At 45.6% G+C, this 19,521-nt stretch carries 16 protein-coding genes; 13 read left to right on the top strand and 3 right to left on the bottom strand.

Annotated elements, in window-relative coordinates; translation table 11 throughout:
- Positions 1-79 precede the first annotated feature (79 nt).
- Entirely contained in the window at positions 80-418 is a 339-nt protein-coding gene (locus DX073_RS04605) for a P-II family nitrogen regulator (protein WP_115005960.1), read from the top strand.
- A gap of 42 nt (positions 419-460) precedes the next feature.
- Positions 461-1,738 (top strand): ammonium transporter, encoded by a 1,278-nt coding sequence (locus DX073_RS04600; protein ID WP_115005958.1) that lies wholly within the window; start codon positions 461-463, stop codon positions 1,736-1,738.
- Positions 1,739-1,865: 127 nt separating this feature from the next.
- Here the strand turns inward: DX073_RS04600 and DX073_RS04595 are convergent, their stop codons facing one another.
- Complete coding sequence (locus tag DX073_RS04595; protein ID WP_115005956.1) at positions 1,866-3,536, bottom strand: NAD+ synthase; 1,671 nt, start codon at positions 3,534-3,536, stop codon at positions 1,866-1,868.
- Between the two features lie 189 nt (positions 3,537-3,725).
- Here DX073_RS04595 and DX073_RS04590 point away from each other — a divergent pair, with 189 nt between their 5' ends.
- Positions 3,726-4,055: a hypothetical protein gene (locus tag DX073_RS04590; protein WP_258556870.1), complete on the top strand. Its 330-nt coding sequence runs from the start codon at positions 3,726-3,728 to the stop codon at positions 4,053-4,055.
- 82 nt (positions 4,056-4,137) lie between these two features.
- Here DX073_RS04590 and DX073_RS04585 read toward each other — a convergent pair whose 3' ends face one another.
- Together DX073_RS04585 and DX073_RS04580 are read right to left on the bottom strand one after the other, a co-directional pair.
- The gene (locus DX073_RS04585) at positions 4,138-4,680 is read right to left on the bottom strand and encodes a glutathione peroxidase (protein WP_115005954.1); all 543 of its coding nucleotides are present in this window, start codon (positions 4,678-4,680) and stop codon (positions 4,138-4,140) included.
- A 268-nt stretch (positions 4,681-4,948) separates the two neighbouring features.
- Complete coding sequence (locus tag DX073_RS04580) at positions 4,949-6,619, bottom strand: electron transfer flavoprotein-ubiquinone oxidoreductase (RefSeq protein ID WP_115005952.1); 1,671 nt, start codon at positions 6,617-6,619, stop codon at positions 4,949-4,951.
- A gap of 331 nt (positions 6,620-6,950) precedes the next feature.
- Here DX073_RS04580 and DX073_RS04575 point away from each other — a divergent pair, with 331 nt between their 5' ends.
- The 10 genes from DX073_RS04575 to DX073_RS04535 all read left to right on the top strand — a co-directional run bounded on the left by DX073_RS04575 (position 6,951) and on the right by DX073_RS04535 (position 19,444).
- Entirely contained in the window at positions 6,951-7,238 is a 288-nt protein-coding gene (locus DX073_RS04575; RefSeq protein WP_115005950.1) for a DUF1285 domain-containing protein, read from the top strand.
- Between the two features lie 137 nt (positions 7,239-7,375).
- Positions 7,376-7,696 (top strand): DUF1285 family C-terminal domain-containing protein, encoded by a 321-nt coding sequence (locus tag DX073_RS04570; protein WP_404932914.1) that lies wholly within the window; start codon positions 7,376-7,378, stop codon positions 7,694-7,696.
- A gap of 25 nt (positions 7,697-7,721) precedes the next feature.
- Entirely contained in the window at positions 7,722-8,561 is an 840-nt protein-coding gene (murI, locus tag DX073_RS04565) for a glutamate racemase (protein ID WP_115005946.1), read from the top strand.
- Positions 8,562-8,813: 252 nt separating this feature from the next.
- Positions 8,814-9,818, top strand: a complete 1,005-nt coding sequence (locus DX073_RS04560) for a hypothetical protein (protein ID WP_115005944.1) — start codon at positions 8,814-8,816, stop codon at positions 9,816-9,818.
- Between the two features lie 111 nt (positions 9,819-9,929).
- Positions 9,930-10,106, top strand: coding sequence for a hypothetical protein (locus tag DX073_RS14260; protein WP_181814367.1), 177 nt, complete (start codon positions 9,930-9,932; stop codon positions 10,104-10,106).
- Between the two features lie 306 nt (positions 10,107-10,412).
- On the top strand, positions 10,413-12,107 hold the full coding sequence (locus DX073_RS04555) for a hypothetical protein (RefSeq protein ID WP_115005942.1): 1,695 nt from the start codon (positions 10,413-10,415) through the stop codon (positions 12,105-12,107).
- A gap of 182 nt (positions 12,108-12,289) precedes the next feature.
- Entirely contained in the window at positions 12,290-14,383 is a 2,094-nt protein-coding gene (locus DX073_RS04550; RefSeq protein ID WP_115005940.1) for an EAL domain-containing protein, read from the top strand.
- 438 nt (positions 14,384-14,821) lie between these two features.
- Positions 14,822-15,757, top strand: a complete 936-nt coding sequence (locus DX073_RS04545) for an AAA family ATPase (RefSeq protein WP_115005937.1) — start codon at positions 14,822-14,824, stop codon at positions 15,755-15,757.
- Positions 15,758-15,806: 49 nt separating this feature from the next.
- A complete protein-coding gene (locus tag DX073_RS04540) occupies positions 15,807-16,847 on the top strand; it encodes a DUF58 domain-containing protein (RefSeq protein WP_115005935.1) in 1,041 nt (346 codons plus the stop codon).
- Positions 16,848-17,347: 500 nt separating this feature from the next.
- Positions 17,348-19,444 (top strand): transglutaminaseTgpA domain-containing protein, encoded by a 2,097-nt coding sequence (locus tag DX073_RS04535; protein ID WP_115005933.1) that lies wholly within the window; start codon positions 17,348-17,350, stop codon positions 19,442-19,444.
- The last annotated feature ends 77 nt before the right edge of the window (positions 19,445-19,521 follow it).

Below are 19,521 nucleotides of genomic sequence, written 5' to 3'. Positions count from 1 at the left end.
ATCGTTTTTCATTTGAGTGAAAATTTGCCATACTATGCCCAACTTATAATTTTTCATTATCTACCAATAGGATAATCTTATGAAAATGATTAGCGTGGTGTTAAAACCATTTAAGTTAGACGCAGTGCGTGAGAGCCTATCAGAGCTTGGCGTTGCAGGTATGACGGTTAGTGAAGTCAAGGGCTTTGGTCGCCAAAAAGGACATACCGAGATGTATCGTGGGGCGGAGTATGTGGTGGATTTTTTGCCAAAAATTCGTCTAGACATCGCCGTCAGTGATGACATGGTACAAAGTGTGGTGGCATCTATCATGAGCGTGGCACAGACAGGTCATATCGGTGATGGTAAGATTTTTGTTATGCCGTTAGAGCAGGTGATACGCATTCGCACTGGCGAGATGAATGAGCAGGCTCTATGACTGAGTGAATTGATGGATTGGTAAATTTAATAAGGGGTGATTATGAAAATTTTAGCAAACAAATGGCAAATCGGCTGGCTACTGCTACTTGCCACAACCGTCCAAGCTGATGACGGCATCAACCACGGCAATAGTGCGTGGGTGCTGACCGCCACGGCGTTGGTGCTGATGATGACTTTACCAGGTTTGGCACTGTTTTATGCTGGCATGGTGCGTAAGAAAAATATCTTATCAACCATGATGCACAGCTTTGGGGCGGCAGCGGTGGTGTCGGTGCTGTGGGTGGCGATAGGTTATTCGTTGGCATTTAGTGATGGTGGTGCTTTGCAAGGGTTTATCGGTGGCACAGCACACGCCATGCTCTCTGGGGTAGGCATTGCCGAGAATAGTGGTGATATTCCTTTGGCGTTGTGGGTGATGTTTCAGATGACATTTGCGGTGATTGCGGTGGCGATTTTGGCGGGGTCATTGGCAGAGCGGATGAAATTTGGCTCATTTTTGTTGTTCTCAGGCTTGTGGGTATTGTTCGTCTATGTGCCAGTATGTCATTGGGTGTGGGGCGGTGGCTGGCTAACAGGTGATGCGTTAGATTTTGCTGGTGGGACGGTTGTTCATGTCAATGCCGGTGTGGGCGGTTTGGTGTTAGCACATCTGCTTGGCAAGCGTCAAGACTATGGGCGAGCCAACCTTGCACCGCACAACCTTGTCTACGCTCTAATCGGTGCAGGGCTATTATGGGTAGGGTGGTTCGGCTTTAACGGTGGTTCGGCTCTGGCAGCAGATGGCGTGGCAGCGATGGCAATCATCGTCTCGCAGGTGGCGGCAGCGATGGGGTTATTGACGTGGCTGTTGTGTGAATATGTGGTGCGTAAACGGGCATCGGCACTGGGCGGTGCATCAGGGGCGATAGCAGGTTTGGTGGGCATCACGCCAGCGGCAGGATTTGTGGGTGTGTCAGGGGCGATGGCGATAGGCGTGCTGACGGCATTGGGCTGTTTTGCGATGATACATTATGGCAAAAAACGCCTAGGCGTTGATGATACGCTGGATGCTTTTGGGCTGCATGGCGTGGGCGGTATCATTGGGGCGGTATTAACTGGTGTGTTTGTCAGCCAAGAGTTATATCCTGATGTGGGACATGAGAGCCTACTAAAACAGCTGTGGCTACAAACCGAAGGGGTGCTGGCAACCATGGCATATTCGGCGGTGGCAACTTTTATCATTGGCATGGCAATCAAAAAGACCATGGGACTGCGTGTTGATGATGAAGCTGAGTATCAAGGGCTTGATTTGGCCATTCATGGCGAGAAAATTGGTTAAATCGATAAGCAAGGGCAGGATTTGTCCTTGCTTTTTCCAAAGGGTTTATTTAACATAATCTTTTTATTTTGACAAAACAAAACCGCCAATGTTTTGACGGTTTTGCAATCAAGTAAGTATTAAAACCTTAAAACTCGCCCGTTACCGACCAGCCATTGACTAGCGGATAACGGCGTTCACGTCCAAAGGATTTTTTGGTAATCTTAGTGCCGATTGCCCCTTGACGGCGTTTGTGTTCGGCTCTGTCTACCATGGTTAGTACACGTTCAACGACCGCAGGGTCAAAACCTGCCGCACAGATGGCTTTGTAGCCCAAATCTTCATCAATGTACATCTTTAAGATGGCATCAAGTAGGGCATAATCAGGCAAGCTGTCTTGGTCTTTTTGGTCGGGACGTAGCTCAGCCGATGGCGGACGAGTGATGACACGCTCAGGAATGACAGGGTTGTCTTCTAGGCGATTGCGATAATCGGCTAGGCGGTACACGTCGGTCTTGTAGACGTCTTTTAGCACATCAAATCCGCCAACCATGTCGCCATATAGGGTAGAGTAGCCGACTGCATTTTCTGATTTGTTGCCAGTTGAGATGACCATGTGTCCAAATTTGTTGGATAGAGCCATGAGTATCACGCCCCTTGCCCGAGCTTGTAGGTTCTCTTCGGTCACGTCAGGGGCTGCCCCTGCAAAGAGTGGGGCGAGCGTGGATTTGAGACCTGCCACCGCATCATGGATGGGGCAGATGGTGTAAGAGACGTTGAGACGGGCGGCTTGGGCGGCGGCATCGTCCAGACTCATCTGCGATGTATATTCATAAGGCATCATCACCGCATAGACTTTATCAGCACCTAATGCGTCCACAGCGATGGCAAGGGTCAAGGCACTGTCAATGCCCCCCGAGAGTCCGACAATCACACCCTTAAAGCCTGAGCGATTGACATAATCACGCAAGCCAACCACCAAGGCTTGGTAGATTTGCGACTCTTCGGATAAGTCAAGTGGTGGTTTGACTTGGGCATCAAAGCGTCCGCTTGATACATCAAAGGTTGCCATAATTAGCTGATTTAAGAATCTTGCCCCTTCGTGAGCAATCTCGCCGTCCGCTTGGCTGACGATAGAGCCACCATCAAAGACGATGTCGTCTTGGGCACCGACGGTATTGACATAGATGATGGGTAGCTTGTGCGTTGATGATTGACGGGCGATGAGTGCTTTACGTTCGGCTTGCTTGCCGACTTCAAAGGGTGACGCATTTAGCACGACCACTATTTCTGCCCCTTCATCTTTGAGTGCTTTGATGGGTGCTTCGTGCCAGATGTCTTCACAAATGAGCAGTCCGATGGTCAGCCCTTTGTAGTCAAACAAGACTTGATTGCGACCTTTTTTAAAGTAGCGTTTTTCATCAAACACGCCATAGTTTGGCAGGCATTGTTTGTGATAAAAGCCTTTTTGACTACCGCCTTGTAATATCGCCGCCGAGTTAAACGTGCCGTGATTGTCCACGTGCGGATAGCCCAAAATGGTGACAATGCCGTCTATCTTGGCAAGTTCATTCATGGCAATCTTAACACGCTCAGCCAAGGTAGGACGCAGTAGCAAATCTTCTGGCGGATAGCCAATGAGTGCCAGCTCAGGAAAGATGACGATGTCTGCCCCACGAGCTTTGGCATCTAGGGCAAGGGCTTTCATCTTGCCCACGTTGCCCTTGATGTCGCCCACCCAAAAATTTGTCTGCATGATGGCAAAAGTAATCGTACCGTTTGGGGTGCTAATTTCGCTAAAATTTTCTTGTATTGACATTTGTAATTATCCAGTAAATGTATTGGTGGTTGTCGCCTGTCGTCAATCCGTGTTTATCGGCAGGCAATGATGAGTTTGATTTGTCAAATCAGCTTGATGTTTGCATAAAACTAATTAAAACCAATCTAGACAAATCAACTTAGTATAGCACACTATCGCCTATTTTTGTGATATAGTAGGCATTATTTTGTGACTTTGACATTTGCCATGTTTGCTTTTTTAATCAATCTTATCATCATCGCCATTGTGATGAAAATCTTCTTTAAATTCATGTATCCAAAACCGCCCAAGCATTTTTTTCCAAAAGCAGGCGATGATGTCAGTATCAGGCGATGTGATTATTGTGGGCATGAGCTTGCCACCTATCGGGGTATTTTACAGATGGATGTGGCGGGCGATAGGCGTGAGTATTTCTTTTGCAATGGCGACCATCAAAGTGCTTATTTTCGTGGTGATGTCTATCAAGCCGATGATGACTATGATGGTCTGCCCACCAAAAAGCCGTTGGATGACGATTAAAGATGTTTAGAGAATAAACAGTAATTTAAAAACAAAAAGACGTCCTCAAACGTCTTTTTGTCATTGATAATCAAGCAACTCATCAAGCCACATTTGCCAACTCTTCTTGAATGGCAGATTCCATCTCTTTGGTGCTGACTGTCGGGGCGAAACGCTGGGTTACTTTACCGTCTTTATTGACCAAAAATTTGGTAAAGTTCCATTTGATGTCATTGCCTGTGCGAGCCAAACCCATCTCGGAGATAATCTCTAACAAAATTTCGTATTTACTGTTGGCTATTTCTTCACCTTTTTGCTCTTTTAGATAAGCATAAAGTGGGTGAGTGTTCTCGCCATTGATGTTAATTTTGGCAAAGATGGGAAAGCTGATTTGATATTCTTCTTTTAAAAATTTGGTAATCTCTTCATTGTCTTCGACCGCTTGCCCAAATTCGTTACTGGGAAAGTCCAAAACCACCAAGCCTTTATCTTTATACTTTTGATACAGCTCCTCTAAATCATCATACTGGGGTGTCAGACTGCATTTGGTGGCAGTATTGACAATGAGTAAGGTCTTGCCTTTAAAATCACTTAACTGAACTTCTTTACCATGAATGTCTTTAACTGAAAAATCATGGATTGACATCGCTTAACGCATCCTTAAAAGTGTGCCAAAAATTATTGCAAAAACCATCATGCAATCTACCAACATGGGACAAAATCATACAAACCCATAAGACTATTATATATAATTTTTTGGAAAGTAAAAGTGATAAAAAACGATAGATTGATTAGAAAAAATTAATAATATGAGTATGATTCTAGTGATAGCCATCAAATTTTGTAAGTTAGATTTTTTAGAAAATCTAAAAAGCCAAAAATAAAGGACGATTTACGCCCTTTATTTGTCATCATTACATATTCGGATAATTGGGCCCGCCACCGCCCTCAGGCGTTACCCATGTGATGTTTTGGGCGGGGTCTTTGATGTCGCAGGTTTTGCAATGCACGCAGTTTTGGCTATTGATGACAAACCTTGCTCCATTGGGGTCATTCTCATCTGCCACCACTTCATACACCCCCGCAGGGCAGTACAAGCGAGCAGGTTCGCCATAGAGCGGTAGGTTTTTGGTGATTGGCACGGTCGGATCGGTCAATTTTAGATGGCAAGGTTGGTCTTCGGCGTGGTTGGTGTTTGAGATAAAGACGCTGGATAATTTATCAAAGGTCAGCTTGCCGTCAGGTTTTGGATAATCGGGTTTATAGGCGTGGTCGGCTTTGTCTAATTGGGCAAAATCATAACTGTTGTCATGAATGATAAGTGGCATTTTACCGCTTAATAAGTTTTGCTCCACAAAGATAAACGCACCGCCCATCCACGTTCCCATGCGGTGCATGGCAGGGGAGAAGTTTTGGGCGGATTTGGCATCGTCAAACAGCCACGAATTTTCAAAATTGGTCTGATACTCAGCCACTTCATCGTGTTGTCGCCCGTCTTGGATTGCCTTAAAAATCGCCTCACCAGCGAGCATTCCCGACTTCATGGACGTATGCGTGCCTTTGATTTTAGCAGGGTTCAAAAATCCTGCGTCATCGCCCACCAGCACACCCCCTGCAAAGGTCAGTTTGGGCAGGCTATTTAGACCGCCTTTGACCAACGCCCTTGCCCCATAGGATAGGCGTTTGCCCCCTTCTAGGATAGGACGGATAAGAGGGTGTAGTTTTAGGCGTTGTAATTCATCAAAGGGCGATAGGTGTGGATTGGAGTAAGACAAATCCACCACCAAACCGAAGCTCACTTGATTGTTTTCGGCAAAATACAGCCACCAACCGCCAGTTGCCCCTGTGTCATTTAAGGGATAGCCCGAGCCGTGCAAAATCACGCCCTCTTCGTGCTTATCAGCGTCAATCTCCCACAGCTCTTTTAGTCCAATGCCATAATGTTGGGGGTCTTTATCCTTGTCAAGATGAAAACGACTGATCAAGCGTTTGCCCAAATGCCCACGACAGCCTTCGGCAAAGACGGTATATTTGGCGACAAGCTCATAACCTGCCTCAAAAGACGGCTTAGGTTCGCCCTTGGCATTGACCCCCATGTCGCCCGTTTGGATACCACGCACCGAGCCGTCAGCGTTGTAGAGAATTTCACTGGCGGTAAAATTAGGAAACAGCATAATCTCCATGCTTTCGGCTTGTTCGGCAAGCCAGCGTACCACGTTGCCAAGCGAGACGATGTAGTTGCCTTCGTTGTGCATACTGGTAGGGACGACCGAGCTTGGTAATTTGACCGCCTTTTTAGCGTTGGGGAGCATATACACACGGTCTTCGGTTGCCTTTACCGTGATTGGGGCGTTCATGTTTTGCCAATCGGGGAACAACTCATCCAACGCACGGGTTTCCATGACCGCTCCCGATAGGATATGGGCTCCGAACTCCGAGCCTTTTTCCACGACACAGACCATAAATTCATCAAGTCCTGCGTCTATGGCAAGCTGTTTTAGGCGAATGGCACAGGACAGACCCGATACGCCACCGCCGACCACGACCACGTCAAATTCCATTGACTCACGTTGTATCTCTTGCATGGTGTTTCCTTTTTGGCTGTTTAAGGTGAAACCTTGTAATGGCTAAAAAACAAATGATTATCAAATACAATGTTTGATAAATCAAATAATTATAAATGGTATATTTTACCAATCTTGTCAAATTAGGCAAGTTAATTATGCCCTTATTTTTGATAAAATCATGACTGGTACGGTTGTAAAAAGTTGTTGGGGGAATATGATTATCCTTTATTAAGGGTAAAAATCTTGGTAAATGTGATTTGTTGTGCTTTTTAAATCCTTAAAATTTATTTGCTTTTTTATAAAAATTTAGGCAAAATTAAACACTCTTTTAAATGATAAGGCAAGGATAATGACGGATAATACAGATAAAAATTCCAATAAAAGCAACGACTTAAACAAAATCATCTCAGCCCTTGGCAATGAGCGTAAAATTCCACCACTGGATAAATGGACACCCGAGACGATAACGCCTTTTGACATTGTCATTGATGACAATGGCGAGTGGTATCATGACGGGGTCAAAATCGCTCGGCGGTCGCTTGTGGATTTGTTTGCCAGCGTGTTGTGGGCGGACGTGGACGATGAGCAAAAACGCCACTTTTTAAAAACGGTATTGTTAAATAAAGATAGATTTTAAGGTTTTCCGTTCGGACTGAGCTTGTCGAAGTCTAGGAAAACCGTTATGGTTCGACAAGCTCACCACGAACGGCTTTCTAGAAAAGTATACTCAATTAACAATACCTAAAAACGCCCACCGATAAATACGAAATCACCGTGATAGACACGCCACTGTTTATCAACACTGTGGATAAGGTCGTCAAAAATGGCGATGAATGGATAGTGTTTGGCACAACCAATGGCGATAGCATTGTGCTTGATGATGAGCCGTTGTATTTTAAAACCGTGGTGCGTGATGACGTGGCGGACGATAGGCTGTATATAGACACCCGTTTTAACCTAACCGCTCGCATTGGGCGTAATGTGTTTTATCATTTAATAGAGCTTGGCGAGTTGTCGGACGAGCAGGGGCAGACGGTTTTGACCTTGCAAAGTGGCGGTAAAACGCACCGTGTTATCGCCCCAAATTTTAATTAGAAAATCTAAACAATTATGATAAGCCATGATAAACCAGCACCCTGATTTTAAAGACGACCCTACCGCCCCGATTGGCGTATTTGATTCGGGCGTGGGGGGCTTGTCGGTGTATCTACACCTAAAAACACTCATGCCGAACGAACGCTTTATTTACTATGCCGACACCGCCAACGTGCCGTACGGGAGCAAATCGGGCGATGAGATTTTACTTTTGACCTTACAAGCGGTGGCACGGCTGTGTAAACGGGGCTGTAAACTCATCGTTATCGCTTGTAACAGTGCGTCCGCCCATGCCCTAAAAGCGTTGCGTGAGCGGTGTAGCGTGCCGATTGTGGGGCTTGTCCCTGCGGTCAAACCTGCGTGTAGCCTAACCAAAACCTGCCAAATTGCCGTGCTTGCCACTCGGGCGACTTTAAATGGCTATCTGCTAAATGACGTCATCAATGACGTTGCCACGCCACAAGGGGTCATGGTGCATAAGCATTTTGAGCCGACATTGGTGCCGTGGGTAGAAAGTGGTATGCCCATTGACAGTCAAGTGGCAAATCTACTGATTAGACAAACCAAACAATGGGCAGACATGGGTGTGGATGTCATTGTGCTTGGGTGTACGCATTATCCGTTTTTTAAGGGGTTTTTGCAGACCTTTATACAACAAGAAAATCTGGACGTGCAGTTGATTGACTCAGGATTGGCAATCGCCCAACGGGTCAAATCCTTGCTTGATTTTTTTAATATCGCAAGCCCCACGCCAAACACCACCCCCATGCAGTTGTATGCCACGCGCTTGGATGATGACCTGCTTGCCACCGCCGAGAAGTTAAGCGGTGAGCCATTTATTGAACTGATTAATTATGATGAATGACTCTGTAAGGCAAAAGCACGGTAAATGATGTGCTAATTTTAACCATTTATATGTTATTGTGTTACTTTTGCAAATTTTGGCATTTTTGTTCATCTTGGGTATTTTTATTTTGAGAAAAATTCTTTATAATAAGGGATTATTTTGATAAAAATCGCTTGTTTTGTTGTTTGTTTTTTTAAATTGTCATACTTTTATCACTGATTTTGGGCGGACGTTTCCCAACACCAATCCACTATTAACCTTGGGGTTTTTGTGTCAAATCATCGTTATCATGTTCATATCGCTTGTGTGGCTGATGACCCACTGTTGGTTACTGCCCAAGATGATGTGGCGATATTTTTTGAGAGTCGGGCTTTTTTAACCAAAGACTTGGTGATGGCTCGTGCCGAATCTGCCAGTTATAGTTGGCGATGTGTTAATTCTGCCGATGTGGTACTCATACTCATCGGTAACAGCTACGGCAAAGCCAATGCGTCAGGGGTGAGCCAGCTTCACGTCAGCTACGCCAATGCCAAAGCTAAGAATAAGCCCATGCTGATATTTGTACACTCGGATGTATTAAACAAGCCAACGGGCAATCGGCTGATTGATTTTGTGGGGTCGCTAGAATCCCAAGATGGCGATGTCGTTCATTATTTTGATGAGAATACCAATTTCCCCAAGCTCTTAGAGACGGCGTTTAATACGCTTGATTTTGATAAAACCAAAGGGTGGCAGACAGCAGGGGCGAGTATTCGTAGTATGCTCCTTGCCCCACCCCAAGAGAGTCAAACAGCCAATATAGACAAAACAGAGAAAACAGTGGGGGTAGATAAGGCAAAACCAGCCATAAATTTTGATGAATCGCACCACGCCAAAAACCCTGATTTACATTCTGCTTTAAAACCCGCCTTGGTGCTTGATAGTGAATTTTTGGTAAGTTGCACCGCTCATGCGTTTCGCGGTGGTACGCTCATTGAAGTATCCTTTGTTATCCCACTACGCTGGCGACACATCGTTGCCATGCTTGCCAATGTCGTCATGCCATTTTCCGAGCAAGGATTGGGGCGTGCCTTAAATGAAATCGTGGATAAGAGTCTAGCAAGCCAAATCGTCTCTCGCCAACACCCTGATGTCCATGCGGTCAGTCGCATACAAGTGGTAAAGGCGGACGCTTTATGGATATTAGATGAGTTGGAGCTGGCAGGATGGATTGAACCTGTGGGGCAAGGCTCACTATGGCAAGCGACAGAAAAAGCCTCAGGTGTGACTAAATAGGCTTGGCTAACAAAATGTCATGTTCTGTCATGATGTGTACATACTTAGCAATAATACAGCAATAAAGCCTTGTTATGATGACTTCATCGTTTTTGTTTTTAAGGAAAAATTATGTCAAACCAAGCAGACAATCCAAGCATTAATACTCAAGAGCTAGACAAGCTCACCAACACCATGCATGATGCAGAAAAATCACGCACCCTAGAAGAGCAGGTGGCGTATCTTAAATCACAGGGCATTGACCCATCAAAGACCTATGCCAAATGGGATGATGAGCCAGAAGAGTAGCCTTATCTCGACTTGATTCTAAGCACAGCCGATGACGACTGTGCTTTTTTTATGATTTTTTATAATGCAACCAAAATGGGAAAAATATCCCCAAATGCTGTTTCTGGGGGATTATTGTCGTGGACAAGTGTTAATAGTTTGCTATAATATAAAACTTTATGTTATTAACCCACATCTTAACTTGCACAAATTAAACAAATTTTGTTTGATACTAAGTGACTAAGCCTTGGAGGTGTGTTGTCAAGTTGTTAGATTCTACACAGCATGGATGGCATCGTCAAGCCAGTTTGTGCAAAGAGATATGTTATGATTACCCTGCAAAAATTTGAACGCCTAATTACTGCACCATTGGCACAAAAATCCATCGCGCTGACCTATTTTGACCAGACAGGTGCCAATCTTAGCACATGGGCAACCATGCTTTCTGCTAAATCTAAGCATGAGCAGTACACTGAGCTTAGGGTGGCGCTTAGCGAGGTGTTGGTCTGCGACATCCATGATGGTCAAAAATTGACACTCATGGATGAGCTGATGGTGGTTGTTGAGCGTGTGGTTGGGCAAATGCATGCTGACTATGTCTATGAACATCAAAGCTTATCCGATGAACAGCAGTCGTCAATTCATGAAGTGCGTAGTTTGTACTTTTTGATGATTTTGGTGTATCGCAATATTGCCGTACGCCATCAGAAAGCTGTTGTTTTGGCAAGTAGCGGGAGCAAAAAATGGCTTAGTAGAATTATGTCTGCCAAAAAAGCAGGCGTGCTTACCGCCGAGCGTGACATCTTTATTTATGCTGTACATCAATTTATGGTGCTGTATGTCAAGCTTTTGATGGAGTATGCGTTAACCTATCAAAGATCCCCTAAGGTTATTTGGCGAGAAGTAAATACCTGGTATCTGACCACGCTTAATCTGGGGGTTTGCCATCAAAATATTCAAGATTTTGATAAAAATTATCCCAAAACGTCCATTCATGACAGATACATGCAGGCGTGTGGGGCAAGTTTCGGCAACTTTTTTGCCTATCGTCGTCAAGATATTTTAAATGCTTTTAAAGTTTTGCCTTTGTGGGTTAAATATTTTAAAACAACCTTTGATGCCAACCCTGAGTTTCGTGTTTTTGTCAATCTACAAGGTGTCGAGCCACCTGAGGTTATCACGCCATACGCATCGGTCAATCCTTACAGTGATGAGCATCGCTGTTTGTTTTTTGATTTAGAGAGTTTTACACGGCACATAGAGCAGGTGTCATCAGGCGAATACATAGATGGCACGGCACAGTCGTTGTTTGAGATGCGTTTCGCTAAAATGGTGCTACTTGCCTTTGAACAGCGTGCATCACACGAAAGACAAGGCGGTGGTCACGAAAGAAAAGCTGAGCTACTGGTAGGGTTTGCATCCATTTTTAATGAAATCTCTGGCGGTCAAAATCTATCTAACGTCATAAGAGAACGGGGGTTGCCTGCTGATTTTCACGTCAAAATCAGTGCATCCGCCATCGGCATGGTCGCCCCCAAAGAGATTGTTAAGGTAAGTTATAAAAATGAGGCGGTGGCTCGTTTTCGCTTTGGCGAAGAGGGTGTGGATGAAAAAGAAGAGGTGCTACCATCTCGCCCACTCATTCATCTTTACGGGCTTTTTGCCTTAAAATCAGCAGTCTCAACCAACAAACATCCTTGGCGTCTGGGCATGGCACATTGGGTGGAAAAATCGGATAACTCAGTGGCGGTGGATGGGCGTTTTTTGGGACGAGTACTGATGGCAGTCGGCATTCGCTTGCGTAAACAAGACGGCAGAAGTCAAGAGTTTGTTCATGCTTTATTGGTCGATGGTGACGGACTCAACGAACAAAGTACCCTCATTATGCCTCGTTATCATTTTAAGGTGGGGGATTATGTTGTTTTGCGTATTGATACCAAGGAGATGGAGCTAAGATTGGAACGCAACCTTTTGACCACTGACGAGATTGAGCAATACCAAATCGTGCGTTTAAATGGCTAATCGATTAAATGTCTGTTATAATATGGCATCTTTTTTGATACACCCACCATCAGTCTTTATTGTGGTTTGTAATGTTTTGTAAAAATATTTCAAAATATTACAAATTGGTACAAATATTGCAAATATTTTGGGTAAATCAACGCCAGCCTGTCCGCATCGCTTTTTTAACATACTGTATGTCTATGAAAAAAAATATCTTAAACCTGTTGTTTATTGATGAAGAGCAACTTTATGCCGAGCATCTTATCAGCCACTTATCAGAATATTTTGATGAGGTTAATTTGGGCTTTTGGGATGAAAAGGCGGAGTTTGTCAAATCCTTACGCCAAGAATGGGATGTGCTTGTTTTCCATCGTGCCTATGACATGAATTTTGCAGATGTGGTGGGCATCTTGCAAGAAGAACAGGTTAATTTGCCAGTCATTCATTTGGTGCAAAGCAATGAACAGGCGAGCCTAAATGAGCATGGTAACCCCGAGGTGGTGCATGGCGACATGATAAAGTCATTGGCAAAAGGGGACGACAGACTCATTGTCTCTGCCATTTGTTTGCAGGCGGATTATGTGCGAGCCAAACGCCAAACCGCCCACCTAAAAGCCATCTTAAAAGAAGCAGAGCAACGTGCCAATATTTTGATTAAAAACTCAAAATCTGCCGTGGCATACATTGACCAAGGGGTGCATATCTTTGCCAATGACCCCTATTTGGAGATGTTTGGCTATCAGGCGATGGAAGAGATTATTGGTGTGCCAGTGGTAGATTTGATTGCTGGTGGGGACAATGTCAAAGGCTTTAAACAATTCTTACGCAAATTTGACAAGGGTGACCGCTCACAGGTGGAGTTTTCCTTCGAGAGCAAACGTACAGATGGCTCAACCTTTGCATCCAAATTGCAACTGGCGGCGGCGACCTTAGATGGCGAGCCTGTCACGCAGATGATTATTCAGCAAAATGAAAATAACAGTGCTGAGCTTGCCAAAAAACTTGCCGAAGCAGAGCGTCAAGATACCCTAACAGGACTCTCCAATCGTCTTGCCTTTACCGAATCATTACAGGGCACCCAACAAGAAGTTGCACGTGGTGATATTAAGTCAGCTGCTTTATTATATATTCGCATGGACGGCATGGGCAAGATTCATTCAAGCACAGGCTTAACGGGAATAGATACCGCAGTCAAACAAGTGGCTTGGGTGCTTGATGAGACCGCCAAAAAAGCACATGATGCCAGCGTGAGCAGATTTAGTGATACCAGTTTTGCGTTGGTGGTCGATGAGATAAACAAAGAGCAAGCGATGGCTTTGGCAGAGCAACTTGCTGAGCGTGTGGCAAATATGCTCATCGAGGTGGGTAGTCGCACTGTTACTACCACGCTGTCTATCGGTGTGGTAATGATGGATGTCAATGCTCCTGAGGCAGGCGTGGTATTAAGTCGTGCCATGGATACTGTTCAGGACATCAATCCTGATGACGAAGGCATGAAGGTCAAAGCTTTTGATATTAGTGCCATTGCAGGCGAGGATGATGCAGTGATGGCGGAGTACATCCAAACTGCCTTAACCCAGAATAAATTTGTGTTAAAATATCAGCCGATTTATGATATTGATACCGACAGTAGTAGCTTGTTTGAGGCGTTTATAACATTGCCTCAAGCTGATGGTACAGAAATGACCTATGATAAGCTAACCCCCATTGCCAAAAAACACAATCTACTTGAAAAAATTGACCGTTGGATGCTTATCAATGCCAGCAAACATTTGGCGAGCATTCGCCAAAGTGAGCCTACCGCACGCCTGTTAGTGGGGTTGTCATCGGCATCACTGGCGGATACTAATTTGGCAGGCATCATCACTCAGCTGACCCGAGCCATTGGCGGTGGTAGTGATGTATTAACATTGCAGTTTAGTGAACAAGATTTAGTGGATTATATGGCGGTCGCCAAACGTCAGTTTATCGCCCTAGCCAACATCGATTGTCCTGTGGGCATGAATGGCTTTGGGGTAACTGCCAAATCCGCCGAGGTGCTAGATTATCTGTCGCCCAACATGGTGCGTCTTGCCCGTAGCTATACCAAGGACTTAGACAGAGAGGCGAATTTAACGGCCTTGCAAGGGCTGGTCAATACAGCAACCGAAAAAGGGGCAAGCACGCTCATGCCATACATCGAAGAGGCATCCACCATGTCTATGGCGTGGTCGGTGGGGGCAAGATACCTACAAGGCGACTATCTGCAACCTGCCAATACCGAGATTACTTTCCCGCCCCCTGCCGAAGAGTAGTGGCTCTCGTGGAGAACACCCAACATGTGGTTGGGTGTTTTTTATGTAAAAAGTTTGCCACAATAACGCTTGTCATACAAAAAAATTTTAAAAAATTGATATAATTATTAGGGCGTGCCTGCCCTTTATGGCACTATTTACAATACAGAAATATTTTAGAAAAAACCAATCGTTTTTGCATGAAAAATGGCTATCTGACCACTTAATTTTTGGACTACTATCAATTTTTAAAATTAAGTTAAAATCTTAAGATTTATCAGATTAAGTAGTCGGATGTTTTTCATAATAAAAACTTGTCCGATAGAAAACTCACAGCCTTTGTTTTTTCCTTGAAAAACGTGCGATTCCCCTGCTTTTTTAAACAGGCATTTTTCATTGCAAATACAAAAGGCAGGCACGCCCTACTATTTATCAAAATATTTTTTATTCGAGCGTTTCATGTCACACATCCAACCCAAAATCCAAACCCTACTTGACAAGCTAAACCAAATCGTCCTTGATAAAGAAGAAGCTGTGACCCTTGCCGTGTCCTGCATTTTGGCGGATGGGCATTTGCTACTGCAAGACTTACCTGGTATGGGTAAGACCACGTTGGCACATAGTCTTGCCATCCTGTTGGGGCTAGATTTTAACCGTGTGCAGTTTACCAATGACATGCTTCCTGCCGATATTTTGGGGATGATGATATACAACCAAAGTGAGCAGAGTTTTGCTTTTAGAAAAGGGGCGGTGTTCACTCAGCTACTGCTTGCCGATGAGATTAACCGTTCAAGTCCCAAAACGCAGTCAGCACTGTTAGAAGCGATGGAAGAAAAGCAAGTGACCCAAGATGGGCAAACGTATGTTCTACCCAAGCCCTTTTTTGTCATCGCTACCCAAAACCCTGCCCAACAAGCAGGTGTGTATCCACTGCCTGAGTCACAGCTTGACCGCTTTTTGATGTGCGTCTCACTCGGCTATCCATCGCCCAAAGCTGAGCGTGAACTGCTAGAAGGGCGAGACCGTAGAGCGATGATGAGTGAGCTTACCCCGATTTTGACCAGTGAAGAAGTGATACAAGCTCAGCGAGAAGTCAAAGACATCTACATCGCCCCTGTGGTGCTAGACTACCTACAAAAACTGGTCGCCAAAACCCGTTCAAGCCAAGAATATCACGGCTTATCCCCCCGTGGCGTGCTAGCGTTAAAGCGTGCTTGCCAAGCCTATGCCTATGTATCAGGGCAGGACAATGTGGCGATAGATGATGTGCAGGCGGTGTTCTCGGCGGTGGCTGACCACAGACTAGGACAGCGTTTTGTGCCGTTTCATCATCTGGGTGGTCTGACTGAGATGACCATTGCCAGACGTATTTTGGACGAAGTGGCGATTGATTGATGGCGGATTTGCCGTTTATCATTAACCCAATCAATCTATCCGTATGCCCATGAAATCATCTGCTCATCGCCTAACCCGTCCACTGACCAATCCCATAAAGAACAAGCTCAACGAGTTCTTTGCCAGACGCTCGCCACGCAAAGATGCGGTGTCGCTCGGGCTACGTAATGTCTATATCTTTTTTAGCCGTCAAGGACTGTTGTTTGCTCTACTACTCATCGCCACTTTTGTGACGGGGGTCAATTATGGCAATAACTTGGTACTGGGGCTGTGCTTTTATCTGTTCGGCATTTGGCTTGTGACGGTGTTTTATACCTTTGTGCAGGTGGCGAGCATTGATGTGCGGTTTGTCGAGTCTAGCTTGTCTGAGGCAGGGTCGATAGGTTATGTGACTTTGGAGTTATCCACCAGAAGTGGCAAGGCATCACGGCAGATAGAAGCGGTGTTTGATGATAAGCATGAGATTGTCCAAAAAATGCTCAAAGGGCAGGCACGAGAAGACTTCATGAATGCTCACACCATCATCACGCCAACGCTGGGCAAATCGGTGCTGGTCAGATTGCCTGTCTATACCCCCACTCGGGGGGTGATGACCCTGCCCCGTCTGGTCATCAGCAGTCGCTATCCGCTCGGGGTCATGCGTGCGTGGGCGTATGTGTATTTGGCAAGTCCGATGTTTGTATACCCTAAGCCTGCCCCCTTTGACTGGCAAAACGACAAGCGAGCGGTGGCAAGCGAGAGTGATGAGCGAAGTGCCATCAGTGTGGCAGGGCAAAGCGACTTTGAGATGTTGGACGAATACCAAGAAGGCGAGAGTTTGGCACGGGTGTCATGGTCGCACGTGGCACGGGGGGCGGGCATGCTCACCAAGCACTTTGGCGACTCGCTCGGGCGTGAGTGGTGCTTGCATTATGATGACATGCCGTCAGGGGTGCATGAGACCCGCCTAAGTGAGCTGACCCATGCGGTGCAAGCCATTGCCAGCCAAGGCGCGCCCTTTATGCTTGTTTTTCCCAGTGGGGCAGGACAGATAGGCGTGGGCGATGAGTTTGTCCGTCAATGTTTGCTAAGACTTGCCAAAGAGCCTTGATGGGTTTTGGCAGTTGGCAAAATTGGCGGTTTATGTTATCCGTTTTAAAGTCCTTTTAAAGTCGTCTAAAATCATTTAAAAAAGCATTTTTGAGTTATTCTATTTATAAAAAAGATTTGGTTTGATAGTTAGGGCGTGCCTGCCCTTTATAACACAATTTAAAATATAGAAATGTTTTAGAAATAAAACAATGTTTTTGCATGAAAAATGGCTATCCGACCACTTAATTTTTAAAATTAAGTTAAAATCTTAAGATTTATCAGATTAAGTGGTCGGATGTTTTTCATAATAAAAGCTCGTTTGATAGAATAGCTATCAAACTTCGCTTTTTCCTTGAAAAACGTGCGATTTTCCTCATTTTTCATTGCAAATACAAAAGGTAGGCACGCCCTAATAAATTGATGATAAATAAAAAGGTTGGTATTTGCCTAATTTCACCAAATCATTTACCCTAATTTTACCAAATCATTTATCGGGCAAAACCACACGACACAGACACCATGAACAGCACTTTTCACGATTTTGGTCAAGGTAGAAAAACCCTAACCACACACCCCCAAAAATTTTGGCACAAAATCCTTGCTCTGCCTGCCTATCACTGGCTACTGCTTGCCATGGCATCGCTTGTGTTGCCCCATGCGATGGGCATTCCTGCATGGCTATTGGTCGTACTCATCATCAGCATCATCATGCAAAAACCCAGTATCAAGGCACGCCTATACAGCCTAAGTGGTGGGCGACTACGCCGTATCTATCAAGTGGTGCAGGTGCTACTGTTTTTAGGCGGTACGGTGGCGATTTGGGTGAGTTTTGGGCAGGCGTTTGGCGTGGATGTGGCGGTCAGCTTTTTGGTGCTGTGCTTTGTGGCAAAGGCGTGGGAGCTGTATGAGAAGCGGGACGCTTATGTGGCGTTAAACCTTGCGTTATTTACGCTGGCGTCGGCGTTTTTGATACGGCAGGATTTGAGCGTGGCGGTGGTGGGACTGCCGACACTCATGATGATATTAATAGGCTTTATCGCCATTAGTGATGATGATAATGCCGATGGCTCGGGGCGACTGCGTGCGTTGGCTATGATAACCCTGCCTGCCATTCCCCTGCTTGTGGTGCTGTTTTTGTTTTTCCCTCGTCTGCCCCCGATGTGGTCACTGCCGATGGCAGGCAAATCTGCGACAACGGGTGTTTCGGATAGCATGTCACCGGGGGATTTTTCTAATCTGAGTCAATCGACTGAACTGGCGTTTCGTGCTGAATTTGACGGGCAAATGCCAAGCCGTCATGAAATGTATTGGCGTGGGCTGGTGTTTAGCGATTTTGATGGGGTGACGTGGCGACAAAGTGAGTTTTCGCCCCATTTTTGGTCGTCACGAGATGGCGATAAGCCCCCAGCATGGGCGATGAGTGCGTATCAAGGCATGGAACATCATTATCGGGTCATCTTGGAGCCAACCGAGCAAAACTGGTTGTTTGCTCTTGATTATCCACGCCTGCACCCTGAGCGTGGCATGGGCATGACGGGCGATTTTACCCTGCGTCATTATTACCCGATTAGTACCCAAAAACGCTATCGTGCCAGTTATTTTAGCCAGCCCAAGGTGGATATTGAACTGACCGATGTCCAAAAACGCATTAATCTACGTCTACCCGAAGATGGTAATGAGCAGGCTCGTGCCTTTGCCAGTGAACTCTATGCCCAGACAGGCGACCCTGTTCGCTATGTACAAGCGGTGCAAAACTTCATCACCACGGGTGGGTTTAGCTATACGCTCTCACCCCCTGTATTGCGAGATGACCGCATTGATGAGTTTTTGTTTGGCACGAAGGCGGGGTTTTGTGAGCATTATGCGTCCAGTTTTACTTTTTTAATGCGGTCGGCAGGCATTCCTGCTCGAGTGGTGGCAGGCTATCAAGGCGGTGAGCTTGGGCGTGATGGGCAAAGCTGGGAAGTGCGTCAGATGGACGCTCATGCATGGACAGAAGTGTGGTTTGATGGGCAGGGCTGGGTACGTATTGACCCGACCGCCTTTGTCTCGCCTGACCGTGTGGAGCAGGGCATGAATGCGGTAACCGAAATGGGCGGTGCGTCCATGTTTGGCGATGGTGTGGCAGGACAATGGAGTTATCAGCAGTTTAAGATGCTACAAACATTGAGACGTTACTCTGACCAGATGGGCTATTATTGGCAAAAAAACGTGGTCGGCTATGACCAAGATGAGCAAAAAAACTCGCTTTTTAAATGGTTTAATATCACAAGTTTTGCTCAGCAGTTTTGGATATTGGTTGGGGGCGTGGGGGTGCTTGCTGTCTTATTTGTGGGTGTGATGATGTACCGACGCAGACGGCAGTATCATGGGCTAGATGTGCCACTTGTGAAGCTCTCGGCAGGGCTTGCCAAGCAGGATAAAGCATGGGGTAAGGGGGCGAGCGAGCCTTATTTGACTTGGCTTGACCGTCTAAAAACGCCAAATAATTCCGAAGATATTGATGAATTAAAGGGCTTGTATCGCAAACACCGCTATGGGCGAGATGGACGGGTGGATAAAGCGGTGGTTGGTCAGATGATGAGTATCGTCAAGCGATTGGTGGGGAGGGGCTGAGATTGATTTTATCAAAGAATTAATTTGGTAAAGAAAAATCATTTTTATGCTACAATAGACTATCTTTTAAAACATTA

It is taken from the genome of Moraxella lacunata (assembly GCF_900453205.1).
Classification (GTDB): Bacteria; Pseudomonadota; Gammaproteobacteria; order Pseudomonadales; family Moraxellaceae; genus Moraxella; species Moraxella lacunata_B.
The sequence above is the reverse complement of the archived record's forward strand: the minus strand, read 5'-3'. Positions and strand labels throughout refer to the sequence as shown.

Excerpts from the sequence above, each read along its gene's own strand:
- DX073_RS04605 (WP_115005960.1), top strand. The coding sequence starts at position 80 with ATGAAAATGATTAGCGTGGTGTTAAAACCATTTAAGTTAGACGCAGTG.
- DX073_RS04600 (WP_115005958.1), top strand. The coding sequence starts at position 461 with ATGAAAATTTTAGCAAACAAATGGCAAATCGGCTGGCTACTGCTACTT.
- DX073_RS04595 (WP_115005956.1), bottom strand. The coding sequence starts at position 3,536 with ATGTCAATACAAGAAAATTTTAGCGAAATTAGCACCCCAAACGGTACG.
- DX073_RS04585 (WP_115005954.1), bottom strand. The coding sequence starts at position 4,680 with ATGTCAATCCATGATTTTTCAGTTAAAGACATTCATGGTAAAGAAGTT.
- DX073_RS04580 (WP_115005952.1), bottom strand. The coding sequence starts at position 6,619 with ATGCAAGAGATACAACGTGAGTCAATGGAATTTGACGTGGTCGTGGTC.
- DX073_RS04575 (WP_115005950.1), top strand. The coding sequence starts at position 6,951 with ATGACGGATAATACAGATAAAAATTCCAATAAAAGCAACGACTTAAAC.
- murI (WP_115005946.1), top strand. The coding sequence starts at position 7,722 with ATGATAAACCAGCACCCTGATTTTAAAGACGACCCTACCGCCCCGATT.
- DX073_RS14260 (WP_181814367.1), top strand. The coding sequence starts at position 9,930 with ATGTCAAACCAAGCAGACAATCCAAGCATTAATACTCAAGAGCTAGAC.
- DX073_RS04555 (WP_115005942.1), top strand. The coding sequence starts at position 10,413 with ATGATTACCCTGCAAAAATTTGAACGCCTAATTACTGCACCATTGGCA.
- DX073_RS04550 (WP_115005940.1), top strand. The coding sequence starts at position 12,290 with ATGAAAAAAAATATCTTAAACCTGTTGTTTATTGATGAAGAGCAACTT.
- DX073_RS04545 (WP_115005937.1), top strand. The coding sequence starts at position 14,822 with ATGTCACACATCCAACCCAAAATCCAAACCCTACTTGACAAGCTAAAC.
- DX073_RS04540 (WP_115005935.1), top strand. The coding sequence starts at position 15,807 with ATGAAATCATCTGCTCATCGCCTAACCCGTCCACTGACCAATCCCATA.
- DX073_RS04535 (WP_115005933.1), top strand. The coding sequence starts at position 17,348 with ATGAACAGCACTTTTCACGATTTTGGTCAAGGTAGAAAAACCCTAACC.